This window comes from Sporosarcina sp. P37 (genome assembly GCF_002109365.1).
GTDB lineage: Bacteria > Bacillota > Bacilli > Bacillales_A > Planococcaceae > Sporosarcina.
In genome coordinates this window covers 43,046-60,693 of the sequence record NZ_CP015349.1, presented here as the reverse complement: position 1 = coordinate 60,693, position 17,648 = coordinate 43,046, and the positions used below count along the sequence as shown (strand labels likewise).

The 17,648-nt window shown below is 45.1% G+C and carries 33 protein-coding genes; all 33 read right to left on the bottom strand.

Annotated elements, in window-relative coordinates; genetic code table 11:
- Positions 1–6: 6 nt before the first annotated feature.
- A complete protein-coding gene (locus SporoP37_RS00440; RefSeq protein WP_085429927.1) occupies positions 7–507 on the bottom strand; it encodes an HK97 gp10 family phage protein in 501 nt (166 codons plus the stop codon).
- Complete coding sequence (locus tag SporoP37_RS00435) at positions 504–857, bottom strand: DUF3599 family protein (RefSeq protein ID WP_085429926.1); 354 nt, start codon at positions 855–857, stop codon at positions 504–506. The genes SporoP37_RS00440 and SporoP37_RS00435 overlap by 4 nt, the downstream gene beginning before the upstream one ends.
- On the bottom strand, positions 854–1,231 hold the full coding sequence (gene yqbG, locus SporoP37_RS00430; RefSeq protein ID WP_085429925.1) for a protein YqbG: 378 nt from the start codon (positions 1,229–1,231) through the stop codon (positions 854–856). The genes SporoP37_RS00435 and yqbG overlap by 4 nt, the downstream gene beginning before the upstream one ends.
- A gap of 4 nt (positions 1,232–1,235) precedes the next feature.
- Positions 1,236–1,430 carry a hypothetical protein gene (locus SporoP37_RS00425; protein WP_085429924.1) on the bottom strand — a complete coding sequence of 65 codons (195 nt, stop codon included), beginning with the start codon at positions 1,428–1,430 and terminating at the stop codon, positions 1,236–1,238.
- 15 nt (positions 1,431–1,445) lie between these two features.
- Positions 1,446–2,393 carry a phage major capsid protein gene (locus tag SporoP37_RS00420; RefSeq protein ID WP_085431594.1) on the bottom strand — a complete coding sequence of 316 codons (948 nt, stop codon included), beginning with the start codon at positions 2,391–2,393 and terminating at the stop codon, positions 1,446–1,448.
- Positions 2,394–2,419: 26 nt separating this feature from the next.
- A complete protein-coding gene (locus SporoP37_RS00415) occupies positions 2,420–3,559 on the bottom strand; it encodes an XkdF-like putative serine protease domain-containing protein (RefSeq protein WP_085429923.1) in 1,140 nt (379 codons plus the stop codon).
- Positions 3,560–3,575: 16 nt separating this feature from the next.
- On the bottom strand, positions 3,576–3,749 hold the full coding sequence (locus SporoP37_RS16750; RefSeq protein WP_157118601.1) for a hypothetical protein: 174 nt from the start codon (positions 3,747–3,749) through the stop codon (positions 3,576–3,578).
- A gap of 13 nt (positions 3,750–3,762) precedes the next feature.
- Entirely contained in the window at positions 3,763–4,677 is a 915-nt protein-coding gene (locus tag SporoP37_RS00410; RefSeq protein ID WP_085429922.1) for a phage minor head protein, read from the bottom strand.
- The gene (locus SporoP37_RS00405) at positions 4,674–6,203 is read right to left on the bottom strand and encodes a phage portal protein (RefSeq protein WP_085429921.1); all 1,530 of its coding nucleotides are present in this window, start codon (positions 6,201–6,203) and stop codon (positions 4,674–4,676) included. Before SporoP37_RS00405 ends, SporoP37_RS00410 begins: the two co-directional genes overlap by 4 nt.
- 3 nt (positions 6,204–6,206) lie before the next feature.
- Entirely contained in the window at positions 6,207–7,517 is a 1,311-nt protein-coding gene (locus tag SporoP37_RS00400; RefSeq protein WP_085429920.1) for a PBSX family phage terminase large subunit, read from the bottom strand.
- Positions 7,517–8,308 carry a phage terminase small subunit gene (gene terS, locus SporoP37_RS00395; RefSeq protein ID WP_085429919.1) on the bottom strand — a complete coding sequence of 264 codons (792 nt, stop codon included), beginning with the start codon at positions 8,306–8,308 and terminating at the stop codon, positions 7,517–7,519. The genes SporoP37_RS00400 and terS overlap by 1 nt, the downstream gene beginning before the upstream one ends.
- Before the next feature lie 59 nt (positions 8,309–8,367).
- Complete coding sequence (locus SporoP37_RS00390; RefSeq protein WP_085429918.1) at positions 8,368–8,598, bottom strand: hypothetical protein; 231 nt, start codon at positions 8,596–8,598, stop codon at positions 8,368–8,370.
- A 19-nt stretch (positions 8,599–8,617) separates the two neighbouring features.
- The gene (locus SporoP37_RS00385; protein ID WP_085429917.1) at positions 8,618–8,881 is read right to left on the bottom strand and encodes a hypothetical protein; all 264 of its coding nucleotides are present in this window, start codon (positions 8,879–8,881) and stop codon (positions 8,618–8,620) included.
- 202 nt (positions 8,882–9,083) lie between these two features.
- Positions 9,084–9,521 carry a hypothetical protein gene (locus SporoP37_RS00380; protein WP_085429916.1) on the bottom strand — a complete coding sequence of 146 codons (438 nt, stop codon included), beginning with the start codon at positions 9,519–9,521 and terminating at the stop codon, positions 9,084–9,086.
- A 14-nt stretch (positions 9,522–9,535) separates the two neighbouring features.
- On the bottom strand, positions 9,536–9,742 hold the full coding sequence (locus SporoP37_RS00375; RefSeq protein ID WP_085429915.1) for a hypothetical protein: 207 nt from the start codon (positions 9,740–9,742) through the stop codon (positions 9,536–9,538).
- Between the two features lie 143 nt (positions 9,743–9,885).
- On the bottom strand, positions 9,886–10,470 hold the full coding sequence (locus SporoP37_RS00370) for a hypothetical protein (protein ID WP_085429914.1): 585 nt from the start codon (positions 10,468–10,470) through the stop codon (positions 9,886–9,888).
- Entirely contained in the window at positions 10,467–10,658 is a 192-nt protein-coding gene (locus tag SporoP37_RS00365) for an XtrA/YqaO family protein (protein ID WP_369823350.1), read from the bottom strand. Before SporoP37_RS00365 ends, SporoP37_RS00370 begins: the two co-directional genes overlap by 4 nt.
- A 74-nt stretch (positions 10,659–10,732) precedes the next feature.
- Entirely contained in the window at positions 10,733–10,966 is a 234-nt protein-coding gene (locus tag SporoP37_RS00360; protein WP_085429912.1) for a hypothetical protein, read from the bottom strand.
- Positions 10,953–11,234, bottom strand: a complete 282-nt coding sequence (locus SporoP37_RS00355; RefSeq protein WP_085429911.1) for a hypothetical protein — start codon at positions 11,232–11,234, stop codon at positions 10,953–10,955. The genes SporoP37_RS00360 and SporoP37_RS00355 overlap by 14 nt, the downstream gene beginning before the upstream one ends.
- Positions 11,231–11,515, bottom strand: coding sequence for an MreC domain-containing protein (locus SporoP37_RS00350; protein ID WP_085429910.1), 285 nt, complete (start codon positions 11,513–11,515; stop codon positions 11,231–11,233). Before SporoP37_RS00350 ends, SporoP37_RS00355 begins: the two co-directional genes overlap by 4 nt.
- 19 nt (positions 11,516–11,534) lie before the next feature.
- A complete protein-coding gene (locus SporoP37_RS17185) occupies positions 11,535–11,711 on the bottom strand; it encodes a DUF6877 family protein (protein WP_198160039.1) in 177 nt (58 codons plus the stop codon).
- Between the two features lie 23 nt (positions 11,712–11,734).
- Positions 11,735–11,899, bottom strand: coding sequence for a hypothetical protein (locus SporoP37_RS16745; protein WP_157118600.1), 165 nt, complete (start codon positions 11,897–11,899; stop codon positions 11,735–11,737).
- A 35-nt stretch (positions 11,900–11,934) separates the two neighbouring features.
- The gene (locus tag SporoP37_RS00345; RefSeq protein ID WP_143565446.1) at positions 11,935–12,174 is read right to left on the bottom strand and encodes a hypothetical protein; all 240 of its coding nucleotides are present in this window, start codon (positions 12,172–12,174) and stop codon (positions 11,935–11,937) included.
- Positions 12,175–12,596: 422 nt separating this feature from the next.
- On the bottom strand, positions 12,597–13,112 hold the full coding sequence (locus tag SporoP37_RS00335) for a Holliday junction resolvase RecU (protein ID WP_085429907.1): 516 nt from the start codon (positions 13,110–13,112) through the stop codon (positions 12,597–12,599).
- Positions 13,109–13,276, bottom strand: a complete 168-nt coding sequence (locus tag SporoP37_RS17350) for a DUF6011 domain-containing protein (protein WP_232329782.1) — start codon at positions 13,274–13,276, stop codon at positions 13,109–13,111. Before SporoP37_RS17350 ends, SporoP37_RS00335 begins: the two co-directional genes overlap by 4 nt.
- A gap of 203 nt (positions 13,277–13,479) precedes the next feature.
- Positions 13,480–13,812: a MazG-like family protein gene (locus SporoP37_RS00330; protein ID WP_085429906.1), complete on the bottom strand. Its 333-nt coding sequence runs from the start codon at positions 13,810–13,812 to the stop codon at positions 13,480–13,482.
- A 178-nt stretch (positions 13,813–13,990) separates the two neighbouring features.
- Positions 13,991–14,716: an NUMOD4 domain-containing protein gene (locus SporoP37_RS00320; RefSeq protein WP_085429904.1), complete on the bottom strand. Its 726-nt coding sequence runs from the start codon at positions 14,714–14,716 to the stop codon at positions 13,991–13,993.
- Positions 14,700–14,945, bottom strand: a complete 246-nt coding sequence (locus tag SporoP37_RS00315; protein ID WP_085429903.1) for a hypothetical protein — start codon at positions 14,943–14,945, stop codon at positions 14,700–14,702. The genes SporoP37_RS00320 and SporoP37_RS00315 overlap by 17 nt, the downstream gene beginning before the upstream one ends.
- A 29-nt stretch (positions 14,946–14,974) precedes the next feature.
- Positions 14,975–15,451, bottom strand: coding sequence for a single-stranded DNA-binding protein (locus SporoP37_RS00310; RefSeq protein WP_085429902.1), 477 nt, complete (start codon positions 15,449–15,451; stop codon positions 14,975–14,977).
- The gene (locus tag SporoP37_RS00305; protein ID WP_085429901.1) at positions 15,448–15,600 is read right to left on the bottom strand and encodes a pilus assembly protein PilO; all 153 of its coding nucleotides are present in this window, start codon (positions 15,598–15,600) and stop codon (positions 15,448–15,450) included. Before SporoP37_RS00305 ends, SporoP37_RS00310 begins: the two co-directional genes overlap by 4 nt.
- On the bottom strand, positions 15,593–15,856 hold the full coding sequence (locus tag SporoP37_RS00300) for a hypothetical protein (RefSeq protein WP_085429900.1): 264 nt from the start codon (positions 15,854–15,856) through the stop codon (positions 15,593–15,595). The genes SporoP37_RS00305 and SporoP37_RS00300 overlap by 8 nt, the downstream gene beginning before the upstream one ends.
- 11 nt (positions 15,857–15,867) lie before the next feature.
- On the bottom strand, positions 15,868–16,725 hold the full coding sequence (locus tag SporoP37_RS00295) for an ATP-binding protein (RefSeq protein WP_158233571.1): 858 nt from the start codon (positions 16,723–16,725) through the stop codon (positions 15,868–15,870).
- Entirely contained in the window at positions 16,664–17,644 is a 981-nt protein-coding gene (locus SporoP37_RS00290) for a Lin1244/Lin1753 domain-containing protein (protein ID WP_085429898.1), read from the bottom strand. Before SporoP37_RS00290 ends, SporoP37_RS00295 begins: the two co-directional genes overlap by 62 nt.
- Positions 17,645–17,648 lie beyond the last annotated feature (4 nt).

The window sequence follows — 17,648 nt, the reverse complement described above, 5'->3', positions numbered from 1 at the left end:
ACCCCCTTAAAAGTTTGCATCAATCCATGCCTGCAGCTTCTGATCCAGATTCTTACCGAACATCTTCTCGAATATAGCAAAGGCAAAATCCCAGTAATGTGTGCCAGGTACCCACTGCTGTTTAAGCAGCATACCTGTATCGGCCCCAGGCTCATAGACAAACCGGTTGCCGCTCCAATGACCAGGCACCCAGCGTGTTTCCACACCGTCAGGGTTGGTCATATGGCCGTCATTGACGTAAACAGCATAGTCTACGTTGGTTCCGACTTCGATTGTCAGGCCGCCGTTAGATGCCCTCCATACGTTGTCGCCGTCGCCCTTGCCAAATGAATTCAACAGCCGGCCGGTGTCCACTGTGCCGGTGCCAATGATCTCATCCTGAACCACATCCAGAAACTCCAAGCCCATCATATCCAGCCACAATGCCATTTCATCCCTTAGACCGCCGTTGGAGGCTTTGTCGAGAGCCTTCATGAAGGCATCCAGTCCTTCGATTTCAAACTTCATAAGCTTCCACTCCTGACTGCCACCACTTCAATGTGATGGTTCTTAATTTTTCGCGGAATCTGCAGTTTGAATTCTGTTTCATTCCATACCACCTTATCATTGACGCGAACATCAGTAGTCGGCATGAAATGCACAAGAAATGACTGGATGACCGTCGGATTAGGCTCGCCCTGAACAATAGATTGGTTCCGTTCCGTGAAATAACAGCGCACTCCTGCATGGTCTGGGTTGTCATGGTATGAATATGACTCGTCCAGATCAGCGCCGGGAATGCCGAAGTCTCCGGCCCCTGTCTCTCTATGCAAGTGATAGACGTCACACCGATGTGTCAGCAGCTCGGCATAACTCATAGCGGCCGCATCCTCATGAAGAACCCCGTCTTGGACTCTCCCACCTTTGCATAATCTTCGAGCAGGGTGGAAACATCCGGTGGAACCAAGCCTGACCCATCGCCCATCGTATAAGAATAGTCGCCAATCTTTTCAGACTTGAAGCCTTTCGAAATGGATTCATCGCTGTTAATCAATGCGAAATACTGCGCCACTTTCAGCGCAGCAAGCCGGATTTCAGCGGGTAGTGGCACATACTCTGCGAGCGGTTTTTCCACTTGCTTCTGTATGTTCGCCTCCGCTTCCAAAATGTCCAGTTTCAGCAGCGTGTCAGCGCGCTCTTTCACCGCTTCGAACGCACTATATTCCTTTAATTCGAGTGGAGTAATGACCATGAGCTCACTCCTTTGATTTCTTGCCTTTTGGTTCTTTAACTTCTTCCTCAGTCTCTTTTATTTCTTCGAGATCTGGATAAGTTTTTAGAAGCTCATCCCGTTCTTTTGCGGTGACCTCGACAGGCTGTTGTCCATAGAAAAAACGCCCGTCACCAATGTGTAGAGCGCCCTTCTCGTTCTTGTATTGAATTTTTGGCAATGGAATCACTCCTTCTTACAATTTTTCGCCAGACATCCAAGCAACTGCATCCACTTCACGCACTACAGCGTCGAGATATGCATACAGCACATGATACGTCGCGTCTTTAGCAGCCGCAGTAGCACCATCAGCCGTGCGAATGTAACGCAATTGACGAGTGAACACAGGCTTCAAGTTACTGCGCGGTGTCAGTGCAGCGAACCCGCTCTGCATTTCCGCTACCACTTCTACCGGATAGCCAGCAATACGAACAATCTTACCGTCTTGCAGGACAGCGTCACCAAAACCTGTCTGACGTTGTGAAATTAGTGCTACCAGTTTGTCGTTTGTCTTCTGCGTAATAAACCAAGCGATGTCCGGATTGCTCTTATATCGCTCAGGTAACAGCTGAATGTGATTAACGAAATCAATAATTGTGGGCTCGTTTGCAGCCAAGTCCGTTTTGTTGGTAGACTTTTTCATTTTTTTGATAAAGCCATCCAAGATAGACAAGAACGGATCAGCAGCCGCATCTGGATCGTCGCTCACTTTCGCTTCCGTATCTCCGTTAAAGATCAGGTCTTGCAAATCTACTCCAAATTGCTGTTGGATCATACTGATGACCTTCTGTTCGACATTATCGCCACGTGCAGCGACAGAGTAGAAGACGTCGTCATTCTGCAGCCATTCATCCCATTTGACCTTACGGACCGCATATGGAATCTTGCGGTTTGCGATTGCATCCGTACCCGTCGGCAAGTCCTCTCGACCCGCTTCACGGATTTTACGGCGTCCAACTGACAACGCGTCCAGATTACCCGCCGCCACGTCGCGATAGATTGGCTGTAGTTTAGGCAGTGTAGAAGCTGTGTTAATCGTATCGACCAAGAACGCTTCTGCATCACTGATCGCCATTGGAATATCAAGATTCTTCTTGATTCGAGCGACGGTAGATTCTTTACTTAAAATAGTTTGATTGCTCATTGGCATGTTCTTTTCCCCCTTTTACATTAGGCACCGAAGTGGCGCATGTATCCTTTTTGAATTGGTTGCCCTTGCTGTCCTGGCAGATGATCAGTATCTGCTTGTTTGGAAATACCTCGAGCTTTCTCTACAGCTTCCAAACGAACATTAAGTGGAGAGACTGCATTCTTGATAACTTCAGTAAATTGCTTCATCAGTTCTGCGTTCTCATCTCCTACTCCTTCCACTCCGCCCTGTCCGGCAGGTTCTTCTGGATTTAATTCTTTCTCCATCGCCGCCAGCTTCTCATTGATTGGAGCCAACGCTTCGTCAACGGCTTTCTTAATATCCTCAGCTTTCATTTCATCCTCACCCTTTCGAATAGTTTCCGGCTTCTCTTCTAATGCTTTCGCAATGTCGCCGGATGATTTGATTTCCTGCAGGATCTCTAAAAAGTCCTGCACCCCTGCTTCCAACCGCTCAAAGTCCGCAACGTCCGGTGTACGATTATCCCACATAGAATCGTAGTACGTGCTCTCCATGCCGTCCCAGACAGCCCAGAGATTACGGCGCTTCTGGTTGTCCTCGTAGCGGTCCCGCACTTCTCCCTTTTGAATCTTTTCTCCAGTGAAAAAGTTTTTCAGCAAAGCAAAAAAGCCCTTCATTTCCGCGTCATCATCCGACTTGGAAACAGGCTTTACTTTTTGTTGCTTTTCAATTGTTTCGGCAGTGCCAGCTAACGAGTAACCTGTGAATTCGCCTTTCTGAATCGCTTCCCAGATTTCATTGGACGCTTTTGTTACGAGCACCCAGGAGCCTTTTACAATCTCTTCCTCGCCAATCGTCATATCGACAGGCGCAATATACGATTCTACTACTTCACCGACACCTGCTTCAAAGTCATGCTGCGTGTCAATGTTTCGAGCATCTTTCATAAAGCCGTGTGCGGCCTTCTCGATTTCGGTAGCTGTCATGAAGTCGTCGTGCGAGTCGACGGCATCTGGCTCATATACCACACCGTAAACAAGCTGCTGTGCATCCTCGTCTGCTTTATTTACGAACACTTTCACTTCTTTTTGAAAGTCTGGCTTGTCTGCTGACTTTGTGAGGAAGAACTGCTTCTTATTCGCGCCCTTGTCCACATAGGAAACGTGTGTGATGTTTGCGTTGATTAATTCCCTTGGCAATGTTATTCACCCCCTTTCAGTCATCACGACCAACTAAATTGAATGTAAGGACAGCTTCGCCAATTGGTTTGCCGTCTACATAAAACGTTCCGGCAGCGCGCCGTGAGCTTTGTTTTTGAGCAATTAAACTTCTTTCCGCCAACCGCCTTGTCAAATCGCTGCTTTGCATCAAACTTCTATACCCACTCATGAACACTCATCTCCTATTCATTCATTTCAGCCAGCACTTGCTGCCGAATCTCTTCTTTTTCTTCCGGGCTCAACCTGATAATATCCTGATTAATCACCGGCCCGATCGCGCAGCCGCAATTCACTCGATTTCGCGGACCGAACGTTGTATCCCTCGGGAACATACCAAACTCACCGTCCACCAGAAACAATTCATCCACTCCGACCACAGTTCCATCCATCGCTAGATGAGTAGGACGGGGAACGCTCTTTTTTGAGCCGCTATGCTTCCACTTCTTCCCCTCAACCGCCGGAGATTGCATGAAGGACTCCCAGTTCGCTTGACTGGACGCTGCCAGTATTTCGGTTCGGGCGGTTGCCCTGGCACGCTTCCGGTCAAACTCCGGCAGGTCTTTGAGGCGTAGTTCCGCTTGCTGAATGGATTCGCCGTTCTGAATGGCTTCGATCAATTCCGATTCAATCGCTTTGTGAGTGTTCAGCTGCATGATATCCGCCAGCTGAGTAGACCATGACTCCACCCAGTCTGTTGTCCGCTTGGATAACGTCTGAAAGGCCACATCCTTGTCAATGGATGCCATGATTACATCCGCCAGCTCTCCGATGGTAGTCGTCAGAATAGCAGCAGCCTCTGCGCCGTATACAGCTGCGAACTCATCAGCGGCGAACAGGTTGCTTTGAAAATAGTTGAGGATAGCTTCCAATGTCAAATTATCATCCTTTGCAACAAATGACTGAAACGCATCTAAGAACCGTTTTCGCTGCTGCCGCAATAGCTTTGCGGTGAGCGCTTCAAATTCCTCTACCATATCATCCAGCTTGTCCAATTCAGGCAAATCATCCGGCAGAATAGCCGTGACATCTTCTGTACCTTCCTCAGCTTTTCGTATGAACAGGTCAATGCTTTGTAGCAGCTTATCTACTTTACTCATGACTGCATCGACTCCAAGACGTCACGCATATCCTTCAGCAAGTCGATCAGGCTTTCCTGCTGCTGATCTGATTTCATGATGTCAAGAAGTCCATCGGATACATTGGACTGATTTTGCATCTGCGTCATCGGCAAGTCGTATTCTTCCGGAAGGAACTCTATTTTCTTACCGAGCACTTGGCCAAGTAACGGCCGCAAATCATTTGGTGCAACCGCATGCGCCTGAATAAAAGGGCCGAGCACCTTTGCAATTTCAATCGGATCGTGAAAATCCGCCCCTTTGATGGACAGCTTCACATAACTAAATTCAAGCGGCTCAAGAAATAACGTGTTTAGGATCCGCGCCAGAGTCTTCCTCTCTGGTTGGAATACCTGCTCTTCCGTTACCTTGCGCGCTGTGTCTGCAGTTGCCCGGCTAAACTCCTGTGCTTCCCCTGTGTAAAGAGGTGGCAACCTGAAAGAAGAGCGTATCTTCTGCCGTGTATTCTCGTCATACTCCAAGAATAGTGCATCCTGCTGCAACACTTCCGCCAGTGACTTGATTTCCACTTTAGCCGGTGTGATCTTTTCATCGCCATTCTGCATTTTCTCTTCGGCAATACCTTGCACCTCCAACAACAAAAACTTGTGTGCATTGTCAGTACCCGAGAGGTCATTCATGTACGCTTGCAGGTTTTCATACGACGTATTATCCAACTGCCCGTTGCTCACGGTAATAGCAGCAGGGATATGCCGACCATTGGTAAAGTACATGAGATTAAGCTCTTCGGCCTTACGAGCACCATACAGGCTAATCAGGTTGCCAAGCCAGCGTGGCTTTCCGTATGTGCCGCTGCCGATCTTGAAATGATAGATTTCAGTAGCCTGCAAGTTTTCCGGTGTGCTTTCGTCAAACTTTCCTGTAGTACTGTTCATGATGCGCGGGTCGCCGTACTCTTTGAAGTACACTTTTTCCTGATCAATCATCTGGACGTAGCGCCTGAATCGCTTCCACCGCTTCACTTTCTTTTCAACACCGTTTTCGAGAATCTTGTACTCCACTTCTTCCGGAACCGTCTTCTTGCAGACGCGCATGTGCTGTGCATCCACATACTCAATGCCAACCGGCAGTCCCATGCCATCTCGAATAATCTCGATATAGCCGTTACCCGTCTTCTCCCGGTCATCAATGACATAGCCCAGGATAAGTTCCGGCGATTCATCCAGATTCAGATAACGAATGAACTCACCCAACCGTGTATTTTCTTTTTCAGCTTGCGCCTTGACTGCCTGCTGAATTTCCTCTGAGTTGATATCCAACTTGTACTCTGATTCAATGCCAAAGCCCACAATATTTGTTTTGTAAGCGTCAATGCACTGCTGCAGGATGGAGGAGTATTCACCCATCAGCTTCAGTTCGGTCAGGTTATACGGCGGCTCCAATACGTCAGCACCATACAGCCCCTCGAAGTCGTCCTTATAAATTTGCTTGGTCGTCGGTGAAACGGATGATTTCACGACACGCGCTCTTACATTTGATTCTGCCAATGCTTATCTCCTCCTACCTTGCGGCCGCGCTGGTGATGGCCGTCCTTTTGCTTCTTCTTTCAAGTCCACTACCTCGTAGCCGTCCAATCCATACCAAACAGCTTCAAATGTATGCGGGTCAATGCCGAATTCATCGGGTATGATTTCCCCTTGCTTGTCCGTCGCATACACTAACTCTTGCATCTCATGGACAGCATTCTCGCATTGATCCGAGCAGATGATTTTCTTGAAGCGCTTCATCTTTTTCGTATTGGCCAAGCGTGAGCCCTGAAATTTATAAGCTCCCTTGATGTCCAGACCCTTTTTCTTCAGGTAATAGATCGTCTTCGGTTCTGCAGAATCCGCAATAATGCGCTCGCCTGTAGATGCAAACTCTTTGATGTCCTCAAACAGCTCCACATCATCCATGCCTCGCTTGTAATACTCCCAGTAGATGTACAGATAATGCTTTTCTTTATCAACTACCATGCGGATAACGGCGTTATATGAAGTGACGAAGCCGAAGTCCATGCCAACCCGGTACATCGGCTTACGGATCTCCTGCACAGCTTCCATCACTTGCTCATGCGGCATCACCTCGAACTGCGGAAGCACACGCTTCCCGTTCACGCCAAAACGACCTTTCCGAGCGATTCGATAAAGGTCAGGGTCATACTCTTTCATTTCCTCCAGCTGCTCAACGTAACTTTCAGGAAGGAACAGGTTATCATCCGCCGTGGAATGGTGATAGTACGTATCACCGACAACCATCGTGCGCTCTCTGTACAGGTCCTTGTCGTCCAGCACTAGACGCTTGTTTGCTCTGTCTTGGAAGAAGTGCAAGTAGGTCCAGTTATTCTCACCGACCGGATTGGTGGACAGAATCATGTGCAACTTCAGTGAGGGATGGCGCAAACGGCCAAGCAGCTCCTTGAAGCCGGCGTACTTGATTTCCGAACACTCTTCCAACCAGATCAGCGACACGTTGTTAATCGACTTCAGCTTTTCCGGCTTATCCATCCCTTTGAAGATGATTTTCGAGCCGTTAGGAAACCGGATCTGCATAGGAGATGTAACGCATCTGATTTTATGAGACAGGCCCAGGTCCTCGATAATCTCACTTAATAGAGAGAAGGTGGAATCGCGGTGTGTATCGTACACTTCCCGGATTACTAATGCGGTCCGCTTCTCGTCTATCAGCTTCAAGATGACTTTCAAGGCAACGTGATAAGATTTGCTGGAACCGTAGCCGCCAACCAGGAACTGAAACTTCTGATTCCAGTCGAACAAGAAGTCCTCGAAGTGCGGATTCGCTTCTTTCATCACTACTACCATCAGCGATCACCCTTTCGAGTAATCATGATTTCAATTGGTCCGTCTTCGCCATTGTCGGTAAGCTTGTCAATTTCAGCTCGTGTCTTGTCTATGCCGGCTTGCATGCCTTCCAGCTTCAGCAGTCGTTCATCATCATCATGAGCCATCTCGCAGAATTGCTTAATGGATGACCGCAGCTCACCGATTGCACGGGATTGAGCATTCATGAACGTAGCATGACGGTCCCAAGCGAACTGGATCTCGTATTCTTGCTCAACTGGCATCTGCACTTCTTTACCTTCAGCAGAGATGACATTTTCGACTTTCAGCTTCTTCAGCTCTTTGGCCGTGTCTTCTTGGTCTTGGACAAACATGATCTGTTGAGCTCGGATGATGGCAGCATACTGAATCATGATTTGGTCCCATAGAAGATCTGATGGATTGTCCTTGTCCATCATGCCCATGATTGCCAGTGTTTCTTGGGGGATGTACCGGCTGAACAGTCCGTGCTTTAATGCAGCGGTGTTCCGTTCTGTAAATTGGTTCTTTGGATTGGGGTTGCCACTTCGGTTACGTCGCTTCTTCTCACTTGCATTAGATGAAGTTCTTTTCTTATTATCGCCTGAATCACCCGCTGGATCGGTTGCAAATCTCTTGCCTTTCTTGGTTGCATCGGTTGCATCCCTCGACCACCCTTCACGACTGCGACGACTCTTTAGTGTTCCCTCTTTTACTCCGTACTTCTCAGCAAGAGCTTTGAAGGTGATTTTTGTTGTTTCCCATTCTTCTCTTATCTCTTCCCAATTCGGCATATCACATCACCACTCACTCCTTTATTTTTAGGCATAAAAAAAGCACCTCCGAAGAGATGCTACAGACTCTTAACGATTTCTTTTGTTCTGATTTCAATCAATATGTCACGAGTGAGATTTTTAATCGACTTGCCTTTTTCATCCTCAGCAATGGAATCCACGAATTGCTTTATGTCGATATTTACAGGATCTACTTCAACCGCGGGATCTTCTAAAAGTTCAGCTATGTTCCTTAACATATCAGCACTTTGCTTTCTGGATTCCATATCAGCTGTAGCCGTATTCATCATAAAACCCGCTCCTTTATTTTTAAACGCGAACAATCTCAATTATTTTCGTTTCAGCGTTAGGTATTAAATACGTTCTGTAACTATCATCAGCTTGTTTGTGAATAAATTTGTCTTTGATAGAAACAACTCTATATTTAACGCTTTTATTGTCTCGACTTAAATGAACAGAGTCGCTTAAAATCTGTACATTTTTATTTTCCATCATGAACAAGTAGATTTCTCGCGAAGTATACTCTTCATTCTCTTTTAAACATTTTGGAACCTCATCTTCGTAATACACCATTCCTTCACCCCTCCACTGACAATATTCGTCAAAGAAGGTGAATATCCTCTTACAAAGAGTAAGACCGAAGGTCATAACCCGCACATAATACGGCACGCAGGCAGAATAAACTCACGAACCTACCCGCCGCGCCGAACCTGCCTCCCAGTATACGATATTTTTTGAAATGGAAAAAATCATGTCAAAAATGGCTTTTCTGGTCTTACTGGTCGTTTTGGTCGAAATGGCCGGACTCAATAAACAGCTGGATCATCTCGTCTTTTTTCTCACGAATCACATGTCTGGAAACACCAATATGCTCGGCAATAGATCGATAGCTCATTCCATCAGTCATACAATCAAATATCACTTTCTGCATATCATCTTCCAGCAAATCATACGCAGCATCCAGCAGCTCAATCTTCGCCTCATACGCCTGAATCCTATTCCACATACGTTGCTCCCTTTTGTCCATGGCATCTATCTCGACAGCGCTTCTGATGGAGCTCCCTTTTGGCATTGCTGCTTCGATTCCGTATTGCGCCACTCCCCACGACCTACCACTATCGCTAACACGAAAATAGATACCTTCCAAACGGATCACCTCACGCTGCATGAATGAATAGCTGTATATTAATTCTTCGATTTTCTTCTGATTCACTGGAATGCCCCCTCTTATTTTCTTCTGATTGCGCCGCCTACACGTCGGTATGTATCACGATTTACGCCCATTAGTTCGGCGAGATCGCGTTCACTTAATCGCTCTTTTTGTATTCTTTTGTCGCTATTTGTACCGTTTTTTCTGCTTTTGGTATCGCTTTTATTGATTTTGGTATCAACTAACCCTTTTTCAATCAGCTGCTCTCTTAATGTTTTGTTCATTCTTCTTCACTCCTCCCGGTTGTAAAAATTCAGCTATTTAGGTACAAAAGTTGTAAACAATGAAAGACAATAAAAAAAGAGGACAACAAATGACGCAGCGCAATGCTACAATCAAATGTTGTCCTCTGGTTGGCCAGGGCGGACTATTCTTTTAATTTCTGATAATCGTTTATTAACACTTCTTTGTAATGGTTAAATTCCTCTGACTGTATTTCTACGCCATGTTCTTTGAGCCATTCTAATGATATTGTTAATCCATTAAGTGCAGTGATACAGGATATATATGGCGTATACTTATCTTCCGAAATCAAATCAATGGGAATCTTTTTTAAATCATCAGAAGAGCTATCGACTAAAGTTATCAACCCATCAATATTATTGTGGCCAATTTGAAATTTACCTTGGAGGATATGTTCTAACCTTCGTATTATTGTCTTTAACCTAATATCGACTTCAGCGTACCTTTTTCTGAACTCGAAATTTTTTTCAGCTATTCGTTCCTTCTTCTGCAATTCTATTTGCATTGCCATAACTTTCACAGCGTGATCGCCCGCGATTTTTGCACCTAAAAATGCGCCGATTAGTGTGAAAAATCCTCCGACAAGCGTGGGGAAAAGCCAACTTGGAAATAGATTCTTCTCAACAGATACAAGGCTGAAACATAACGAAATGATGATTAAAATCAAAGCACCCACAATCACTTCTGATATGTAGGTTTTCACTTTCAAAACTCTTCCCCTTCTTCCCTCCGCATCCGTCTGACTTTCCCTTGATGCGTCACAATCTTATACTCACCATGCTCCGGTAACTCCCTCAACTTGGCCACGCCTTCAGAAATCACCACAACACAGTTCATTGGTAATTCCATTATATCAATATTCAACCTACCTTGCCCATCAATCGACAAATTTTCCATATTCACCAGGACCCCTCCATGTGATACAATAATGTCAGCTACGACGGGGAGAGATCTCTGTCTTTTTTATTTGCTCAATTACCCCACAGCCCAAATTTCCGCTGCCCAATCTCACCCTTCATCTCCTGATCCATAACCAAGAGTGCAACACTTCGCCTATTCGTTTTGAGTTCCCTAGCCAAGTCGTTAATCGGCACACCGTCATCCCACATTTCACGAAAATGAAGTAACTCACTTTCTTTCCATGTCCACTTAATTTCAATATCTTCCAGAATTAAGATTGTCGGTTCGTGTCTAGCGCTGACCATTAAATTTAATCCCTTTGAAATTTTTAACGAATCCTGCGAAGAATTTTGAAATTTCTTGTCTGAAAAACATTCTTTTATATTCTGCCGTTTTTTTAATTTCCTCGGCATCCTTATCAAACTTTTTCTCGTTGATCTGGCGCGTCATCATGTACCAATATTTCGCCCGATCGTGAGATGAACCTTTTAGTAATCGATTGCGTGTTTCGTGCTTCTTCACAACTTCCAGTTGCCACGGTTTCAGCGGCGGATATTTTTCGCGTTTTGTCATTCCAATTCTCCTTTCAGCGCTCGGCGGGCTGCTTTTCCATTGTCTTTATCAATTGGTCTGTACCTCCGCAATGGACGGCCTTGCTCGACTGTAAAGTGATACAGTTCTTCTTCCGCATAAAACTCCAGCGCTTCCCGCAGCCTCTCGTTTTCTGCTTTTAAAGCATCCCATTCAGCGGTCCTGTCGATCAGCACCTTATCCATCACGTCGATGTTTGCGTAAATCCTGCCGTTCTCCGGATGCACCGACAGATAATCTCGCACGTTTGCTTTGTTATTCATGACATCTCCGACTGTGATTTCATTTTTCCCGCATCCTCCTCGCCACATTTTCTGCGTATCTCAACTGCTGAAACATGTACGGATCATCATAGTTACCGCCAGATGATAGCCAGTCCGCTATGCGTTGATGTAAGTCTTGTACTATTGGCAGCGGTAATTGATCTGCCAGTCTGTTGATTTCGTATATTGGATTCATGTTGTTCTCCTTTGTTGTTTGTGCTATACAGTCGGAATAAGCCATTTCTTATAAAATCTTAATTTCTTCCCTTTTTGATTAATCGTAATTGCGTATGCTTCATCTTCTTCGATTATTTGGACGCGCATACCATTCCATTTGCATGAACGGTAACGCTTGGGTATTTGCACGATATATTCACTTGGCATTCAATCACTCCTTCGCATTTTGGTCGAACTGTGGATTAATTCAACAATGTTAACGATGTTGCTAACCATATCTTTCCGGGATTATTTGGGGAATTTTCATCCCAATTAACATAGGTTAATAAACCGTTTGTTTTTTCTACAAAACCCTCTGCGCCACTATAATTCCTTACTCTATCTCCTTCATAAAAAACTGTTACAGTGCGTTTTTCACCATTGAGTCTAGTTTGATAAGTTTCTCTACTCATACAATTTTCACCATCTTTCTTAATACGCATTTTGTGTCTACTGCCTACCTTCAATAAATCCAAATACATACGCGGTAATAAAGATCAAACCGCCTGCTAGATACACTTCTGTCATGTCTTTGCTCCTTTTAATAATTCAGATGCTATGCGTCCCTTTTCTTGCGCCTGTCGCTTCCGTTGATAAACGTTAGGTAGATCTACTTGATTTAATAGGTTGTTGTGATGCGGACACATGTCTGTTTCGCGACTAACATTTATGGCGCAATCCTCGCACATTGGCAGATCGCAAGTTTCATAGTCTGCATTATACTTATTCGCTTCGTTGAACATTCTCCGATCCCGGAAAAAGGTTAGATGATTATCATATTTAATTATGAAATCACACCAACGACTGACTGTATTCTTCCGACACACTCCGCAGATTCCGGCTGTCATATCGACTATTTCCGAATTCATTCCAACACCTTCAAATAATGCAGTGGATAGCCCTCTTCGGCTTGCAACGGTTCGCATCGACTACTAATGACGCTATACTCTATCGACTTCCTGCCGCCCTGCTGTGCGTTCTCCCAGTACTCTTGCAGCAATCCCATATGCAGCATGTAGTGTTCGCCTCGTTCTGAAAAGTACAACAGAACGAATGCGTGCGCACCTTGTTTCCACCAACTCATAAGCGTTTCGTACTGGTGATCGGCTACGTTAGAAAGAGAAAAGCTAGTCCGTGTCGATGTTTGTTTTGCATCAAAGATGACCGCTCGACCTTGGCATACACCAACAAAATCGACTAGATCACCCTTAACTACCATGCCGTTAATACGACCACCGTTATTGCTAGTTATCCTTACTGGTGTAGGCACTTTCTTGACATCCGCAAAACCTGTGGCTCGATACATTTTATTTGTTGTCTCAATTAACTTTTCCAGCTGCATGCCACGATTTGCATGCGTTCGACTTTTAGTCTTCTTCATACGCTCACCTTTTCCTGATACTCAATCTCCTCGTCCAACGTAATCTGCCGTTTTAGGAACTCCGCTTCCGCCTCGTCGTGTTTCCTTTTGCAGATCGGCCCGAATCCGACTTGGATGCTTTCCGACGTTTTGAGCGGCTTGTTGCATCGCTTGCACTTCGACATGACGCGTCTCCTTCCCGCGGTATTCCGTTTTTATTAATTTGCACGGAGGGCTTGTCCTGTGAATCCAGTCGCCAGCCTTCACTGCGCAATTGTTTGATTTCTTGTTTGTTCAGATTGCCGCAGATGTACAACGGCTGTTTATATTCCACTTTGAACATCGTTGTCAGCATCCGGATCACTCCTTTTGAACGTGTAAGGCTTACTTACAAGTCGGATTCTTTAACGAACACTCCGTTCACCATGGCGCCTTTTCGGTCCTTGATTTCGTTGTAAGCCATCCGTACGCATTCCTCGATGGAAACTCCCTTTTGCATAGCGAGTATGGTCATCACTACGTACATGTCTCCGAGCGCATCTTTCACCTCATCTGGTTTTGATTTCGCCATCCCTTGACACAGTTCTCCGAATTCTTCGCCTAGCTTCAACATTTGTTTCGTACTATCCGCTACGTCTAGTCCTCGGTAAGTCGCCCATGTTCTGATTGCGTCCGTTAGTTGCTGTATGTTCAATTTGTTTATTCCCTCTCTTTCTTCCATCCGTCAAACTCTCGATTCGCGCACTTCGCGCACAATCGACTAGTGCTGCAATAACTATGAGCTTGCACCACTTCGTTCTTCCTGCAGATGCGACACTCAATTTCTTTCGATCGGAAACGCGCTTCTTCTGCTTTGATTGACCGTGGCTGTTTACTGTTGCCACTTCTGACTTTAAGCGTCAAATAAAGCCACCTCCTAATTCGTTGCCAGGTTCGCAATCTCTTTCAAACTTCCAAATGTACGGCCCGCTTTGTTTGGATTCGCCATTGCACTTGTCCAAGATCGCCTGGTAACTGAAATAGTTTTCTCTGCCAGCTTCGCGTGCGGATCGGTACTCATCGATCGTCTCGCCGGTTTCTGCATCGATTTTTAAAACCGGCAAACTTTTGGATTTGAATCCAGTCCGCTTTCCTAACTCACTCAATGTGACGATTTCTAAATTACTCACATAGTCATCTGTAATAATGCCGTTTTTCCTGACAATCCGCTCTTCCGGATTCGGTTTTCTCAAATACACCCTTGCGACCAAGTGACCGATCTTGATTCCGACACCGTCAATCTTCACAAATAAGTTCCCTTGACCCTTAACTCGAAACGGAAGCAGAATACGTTCGGTTGTCTTATACACTCTCTTAACTCTTCCGTAGTTTGATACGAAGTACGTGCCTATTGTGTCGTGTAACGGCAACCAAGATTCGTCCGGATAGACTTCCGCTGCATACCACGCCTGTCTTTGTTTTAAAGACGCGACTCCATTGGTGATATAGCAGTTGATCGGTCTGATTTTGCGCCCTTGTCTCTTTGCGTTAGAAAACACACTGACTGTTAACCCTGTAATGCCCTGCAGCTCTTGGTAATTTGTCGGAGTGCTAATATTCGTCCGCGGATCATACAGATAAAACATTCGATCCCTTCTTTCTTAACACCACGCAGTATCTGCAGTCATATTCCGTCGCTTTAATTCGTTGTTGCCGCCCGTGCTTATCTACATAACGCTGCTCGGTAACGCCTGTGTATTCTTTTTCTTTAGTAATGAATTTGATCGGCATATACCCTCTACTGAGTAAATCCCGCACACGCATATTGCGTTCTTGTAACGACTTCGCGGAGATTGTGATTGTGTGATCCTGCATGCATGTCACCCTTTCAAAGTTTCATAGATTCAGAACGGGAGGTCATCCGAGCTGTAAGGCGGCACATCATATGCCTGTGCTTGTCCACCGTATCCGTTTTGCCCTGTCTGATAGTTTGGTTGAGTATTTGTCTGTCCTTGTCGATTTGGCTGTTGTGGAGCTTGCTGTGCGTTATTTGCATTGCTCGATTTCGGTTCAAGGAATTGTGTACTATCTGCAACGACTTCTGTCGTATAGACACGCTTACCGTCTTGCCCCTCGAAACTACCAGTGGTGATCCGACCGTCTACTCCTGCGAGACTACCTTTGTTCAAGAAGTTTGATATGTTCTCCGCTTGTTTTCTCCATGCAACACACTGGATGAAGTCTGCTTGTTGCTCTCCGCCCTCGCTTTTAAACGGACGATTGCAGGCTAATGTAAACCTACATACCGCGACACCACCCTGCGTATACTTCAGTTCAGGATCTTTCGTGAGACGTCCAACTAATACAACTCGATTGATCATGCCGTCATCCCTTTCCTCATAGCCATAGCCGCCTCTGCCTGTTGTAACTTGATTTCCAAAGCGTCCATTTCTTGTTGGATTTTTCGCCAGTCCACTTTATCCGGAAGCGGAACCGTGTAGATCCCGCTGTTGTTAGTCCAGTTAGACATCCTTATCCCTCCTGTCAAAACTCTTTGCTCCACCTTCTACGGCTTCTGTGGCGCATTTCGTACAGATCAAGTGATTCTTTTTCCCTTTTACAAACGCTAAATGCGCCATGTCTTCTTCCGTAAAATCTCGATTGCATAATTCACATTTCTTTTTATCTTGTCGCACTCGGTAAAAGTCACCGAAGTTCATGAAGTTGAGGGCGACCTGAGTCACTTCCCAACGTTTCGTAATCGTTTTTTTGAATGTATAACTCATCCCGCATCCCCCTAATTTCCAAATAAAATATTTTCAAATTCCACGTTTTCATTTTCTGCTTCCTGGTCCCGAATGGATTCTTCCGGCAAATTAATAGCCATTGCCATCTTGTTAATTCGTTTATTGACTCGGCCGCCTGGATAAATCTTTTCTAACTCAGGAATTGTCACGTTGGATGTGAAGATTGTGGACTTCTTATGTTCTAGCCGATAATCCATGACGTCATACAGAATGCCTTCCTCGAACTCTGTAGCACCCTTTAAAGCAAGATCGTCCACCACCAGCACCTCAACTTCACGGAAGGCCTTCACTACTTCGTCCGCGCTGGTTTCTTTCGAGCCAAACGTTTTCTTGACCTGACTAATCAAATCAGCCGACTTAATAAATGCGATATCTACACCATGTAGCTTGACCAATGCATTTGCGATACTCGAAGCAAGACGGGTTTTTCCTGATCCTTTGACTTGGCTATAGAGATACAGGCCTTTGCCGTGTTCTTTCATGACTGCATAATTTTCAACGAAATTAGCAGCTGCTTTTTTCGCTACGAGCGCAGTGTCTCGGTCACTTTGCTTGGTGTACCTATTTGCGTCGAAAGAATGTACAGTTGCTTGGCTGAAAATCGGCGGAATGCCGGATAAATCAAGTTTTTTGTCAATCTCACGTTGCTTGACTTGATTTTCGTAACACTCACATTTCTCCCACCATTCATCCATTTCGTTTATATTTTCATTTTTTTTTCGGCGCTTCGACCAATCTTTCACCCAGATCCATCCGGTACCGTCGCATTTGCGTAAAGGGCAATCATCAGAAGGGGACGTCAATATCTCGATTGGTTTCGATTCCAGCGAGTTTCTTACGTCGTTCATTCGTTGCCTGAATTTCGGATTCGATTGCATCATTTCTTGTATGACTTGTCCGATATGTTCCATACCCTGCAGCCTCCCTTTCGTTTGCGGCATCATGAGCCTCTATGTCCTGTGCTGTGAGTAAGTTTCGACTCTTCCAGTTACGTAATATTCCGTGAAGGTAGCTGATCAACTTCTTAGGTCTAGCCTCGACTGATTTTTTTAGAGCCAGCAATACAAGTTCAGAATTATTTTCGTCAACCATGTGTTGAAACTCGTCTGCAATATGAGGAACAATCGGACCTACGTTTTTTTCGTAGAATCTGATAATCTCTCCAAAACCTAAATCGACAACTACAGACGATCGACTTATTTTTTTAGGATTTTCAGGAAGAGAAGCTTCCGCGACATCTGAAGCTACAACATGTTGTTGTTTGCTTTCCTCTTCTTTACTTTCCTTTACTTTACTTTGTGTACTTTCTGTAACATTTCCCTCTACTACTTCTCCGTTAATGTCTACATTTACTCGGTTAATGTTTGCATTAACTATTTTCGAGTCATTAATTAACATATATTGGTTTACCACTGTAATGTTTTTTCTGCGTTTACTCGCTTCAAAGTACCGCTCTTGGATACCATGAGAAGTAAGAATGTGGTACTTTTCATACAAATCCTTGTTGAACACCCCATACTTGATGCAATCATTTACTATGTCTGTAAGAGTGTTAATGTCTACATTTACTCTTCTGCTGAACAGTAGATGCTCCACTTCCGTCCAGTCATAGTAGTAGCCTTCCTTGTAAATACGCATTAATAATTTGATTACAACTGCAAATCCAGTAGTTCCGTGTAAGGCTTCGACCAGCTGGATCTTGTCATCCTGGTCGATATCCACGTCTAACGGAAAGTAATCAAGGCCCAGCTTTTGTGGTCTCGCCATTACA

Coding starts and splice junctions, on each gene's coding strand:
- SporoP37_RS00390 (WP_085429918.1), bottom strand. CDS start 8,598: ATGATGAATACGGCTACAGCTGATATGGAATCCAGAAAGCAAAGTGCT.
- SporoP37_RS00300 (WP_085429900.1), bottom strand. CDS start 15,856: ATGAGTTATACATTCAAAAAAACGATTACGAAACGTTGGGAAGTGACT.
- SporoP37_RS00435 (WP_085429926.1), bottom strand. CDS start 857: ATGAGTTATGCCGAGCTGCTGACACATCGGTGTGACGTCTATCACTTG.
- SporoP37_RS00420 (WP_085431594.1), bottom strand. CDS start 2,393: ATGAGCAATCAAACTATTTTAAGTAAAGAATCTACCGTCGCTCGAATC.
- SporoP37_RS17350 (WP_232329782.1), bottom strand. CDS start 13,276: ATGTCGAAGTGCAAGCGATGCAACAAGCCGCTCAAAACGTCGGAAAGC.
- SporoP37_RS00315 (WP_085429903.1), bottom strand. CDS start 14,945: ATGCAGGATCACACAATCACAATCTCCGCGAAGTCGTTACAAGAACGC.
- SporoP37_RS00345 (WP_143565446.1), bottom strand. CDS start 12,174: ATGCGTATTAAGAAAGATGGTGAAAATTGTATGAGTAGAGAAACTTAT.
- SporoP37_RS00305 (WP_085429901.1), bottom strand. CDS start 15,600: ATGTCTAACTGGACTAACAACAGCGGGATCTACACGGTTCCGCTTCCG.
- SporoP37_RS00410 (WP_085429922.1), bottom strand. CDS start 4,677: ATGAGTAAAGTAGATAAGCTGCTACAAAGCATTGACCTGTTCATACGA.
- SporoP37_RS00385 (WP_085429917.1), bottom strand. CDS start 8,881: ATGGTGTATTACGAAGATGAGGTTCCAAAATGTTTAAAAGAGAATGAA.
- SporoP37_RS00310 (WP_085429902.1), bottom strand. CDS start 15,451: ATGATCAATCGAGTTGTATTAGTTGGACGTCTCACGAAAGATCCTGAA.
- SporoP37_RS00330 (WP_085429906.1), bottom strand. CDS start 13,812: ATGGAAGAAAGAGAGGGAATAAACAAATTGAACATACAGCAACTAACG.
- SporoP37_RS00400 (WP_085429920.1), bottom strand. CDS start 7,517: ATGGTAGTAGTGATGAAAGAAGCGAATCCGCACTTCGAGGACTTCTTG.
- SporoP37_RS00335 (WP_085429907.1), bottom strand. CDS start 13,112: ATGAAGAAGACTAAAAGTCGAACGCATGCAAATCGTGGCATGCAGCTG.
- SporoP37_RS00365 (WP_369823350.1), bottom strand. CDS start 10,658: ATGGAAAATTTGTCGATTGATGGGCAAGGTAGGTTGAATATTGATATA.
- SporoP37_RS00350 (WP_085429910.1), bottom strand. CDS start 11,515: ATGAATAACAAAGCAAACGTGCGAGATTATCTGTCGGTGCATCCGGAG.
- SporoP37_RS00295 (WP_158233571.1), bottom strand. CDS start 16,725: ATGAACGACGTAAGAAACTCGCTGGAATCGAAACCAATCGAGATATTG.
- SporoP37_RS00375 (WP_085429915.1), bottom strand. CDS start 9,742: ATGAACAAAACATTAAGAGAGCAGCTGATTGAAAAAGGGTTAGTTGAT.
- SporoP37_RS16750 (WP_157118601.1), bottom strand. CDS start 3,749: ATGAGTGGGTATAGAAGTTTGATGCAAAGCAGCGATTTGACAAGGCGG.
- terS (WP_085429919.1), bottom strand. CDS start 8,308: ATGCCGAATTGGGAAGAGATAAGAGAAGAATGGGAAACAACAAAAATC.
- SporoP37_RS17185 (WP_198160039.1), bottom strand. CDS start 11,711: ATGAATCCAATATACGAAATCAACAGACTGGCAGATCAATTACCGCTG.
- yqbG (WP_085429925.1), bottom strand. CDS start 1,231: ATGGTCATTACTCCACTCGAATTAAAGGAATATAGTGCGTTCGAAGCG.
- SporoP37_RS16745 (WP_157118600.1), bottom strand. CDS start 11,899: ATGCCAAGTGAATATATCGTGCAAATACCCAAGCGTTACCGTTCATGC.
- SporoP37_RS00320 (WP_085429904.1), bottom strand. CDS start 14,716: ATGTTTTATCTGTATGATCCGCGGACGAATATTAGCACTCCGACAAAT.
- SporoP37_RS00355 (WP_085429911.1), bottom strand. CDS start 11,234: ATGACAAAACGCGAAAAATATCCGCCGCTGAAACCGTGGCAACTGGAA.
- SporoP37_RS00360 (WP_085429912.1), bottom strand. CDS start 10,966: ATGGTCAGCGCTAGACACGAACCGACAATCTTAATTCTGGAAGATATT.
- SporoP37_RS00440 (WP_085429927.1), bottom strand. CDS start 507: ATGAAGTTTGAAATCGAAGGACTGGATGCCTTCATGAAGGCTCTCGAC.
- SporoP37_RS00290 (WP_085429898.1), bottom strand. CDS start 17,644: ATGGCGAGACCACAAAAGCTGGGCCTTGATTACTTTCCGTTAGACGTG.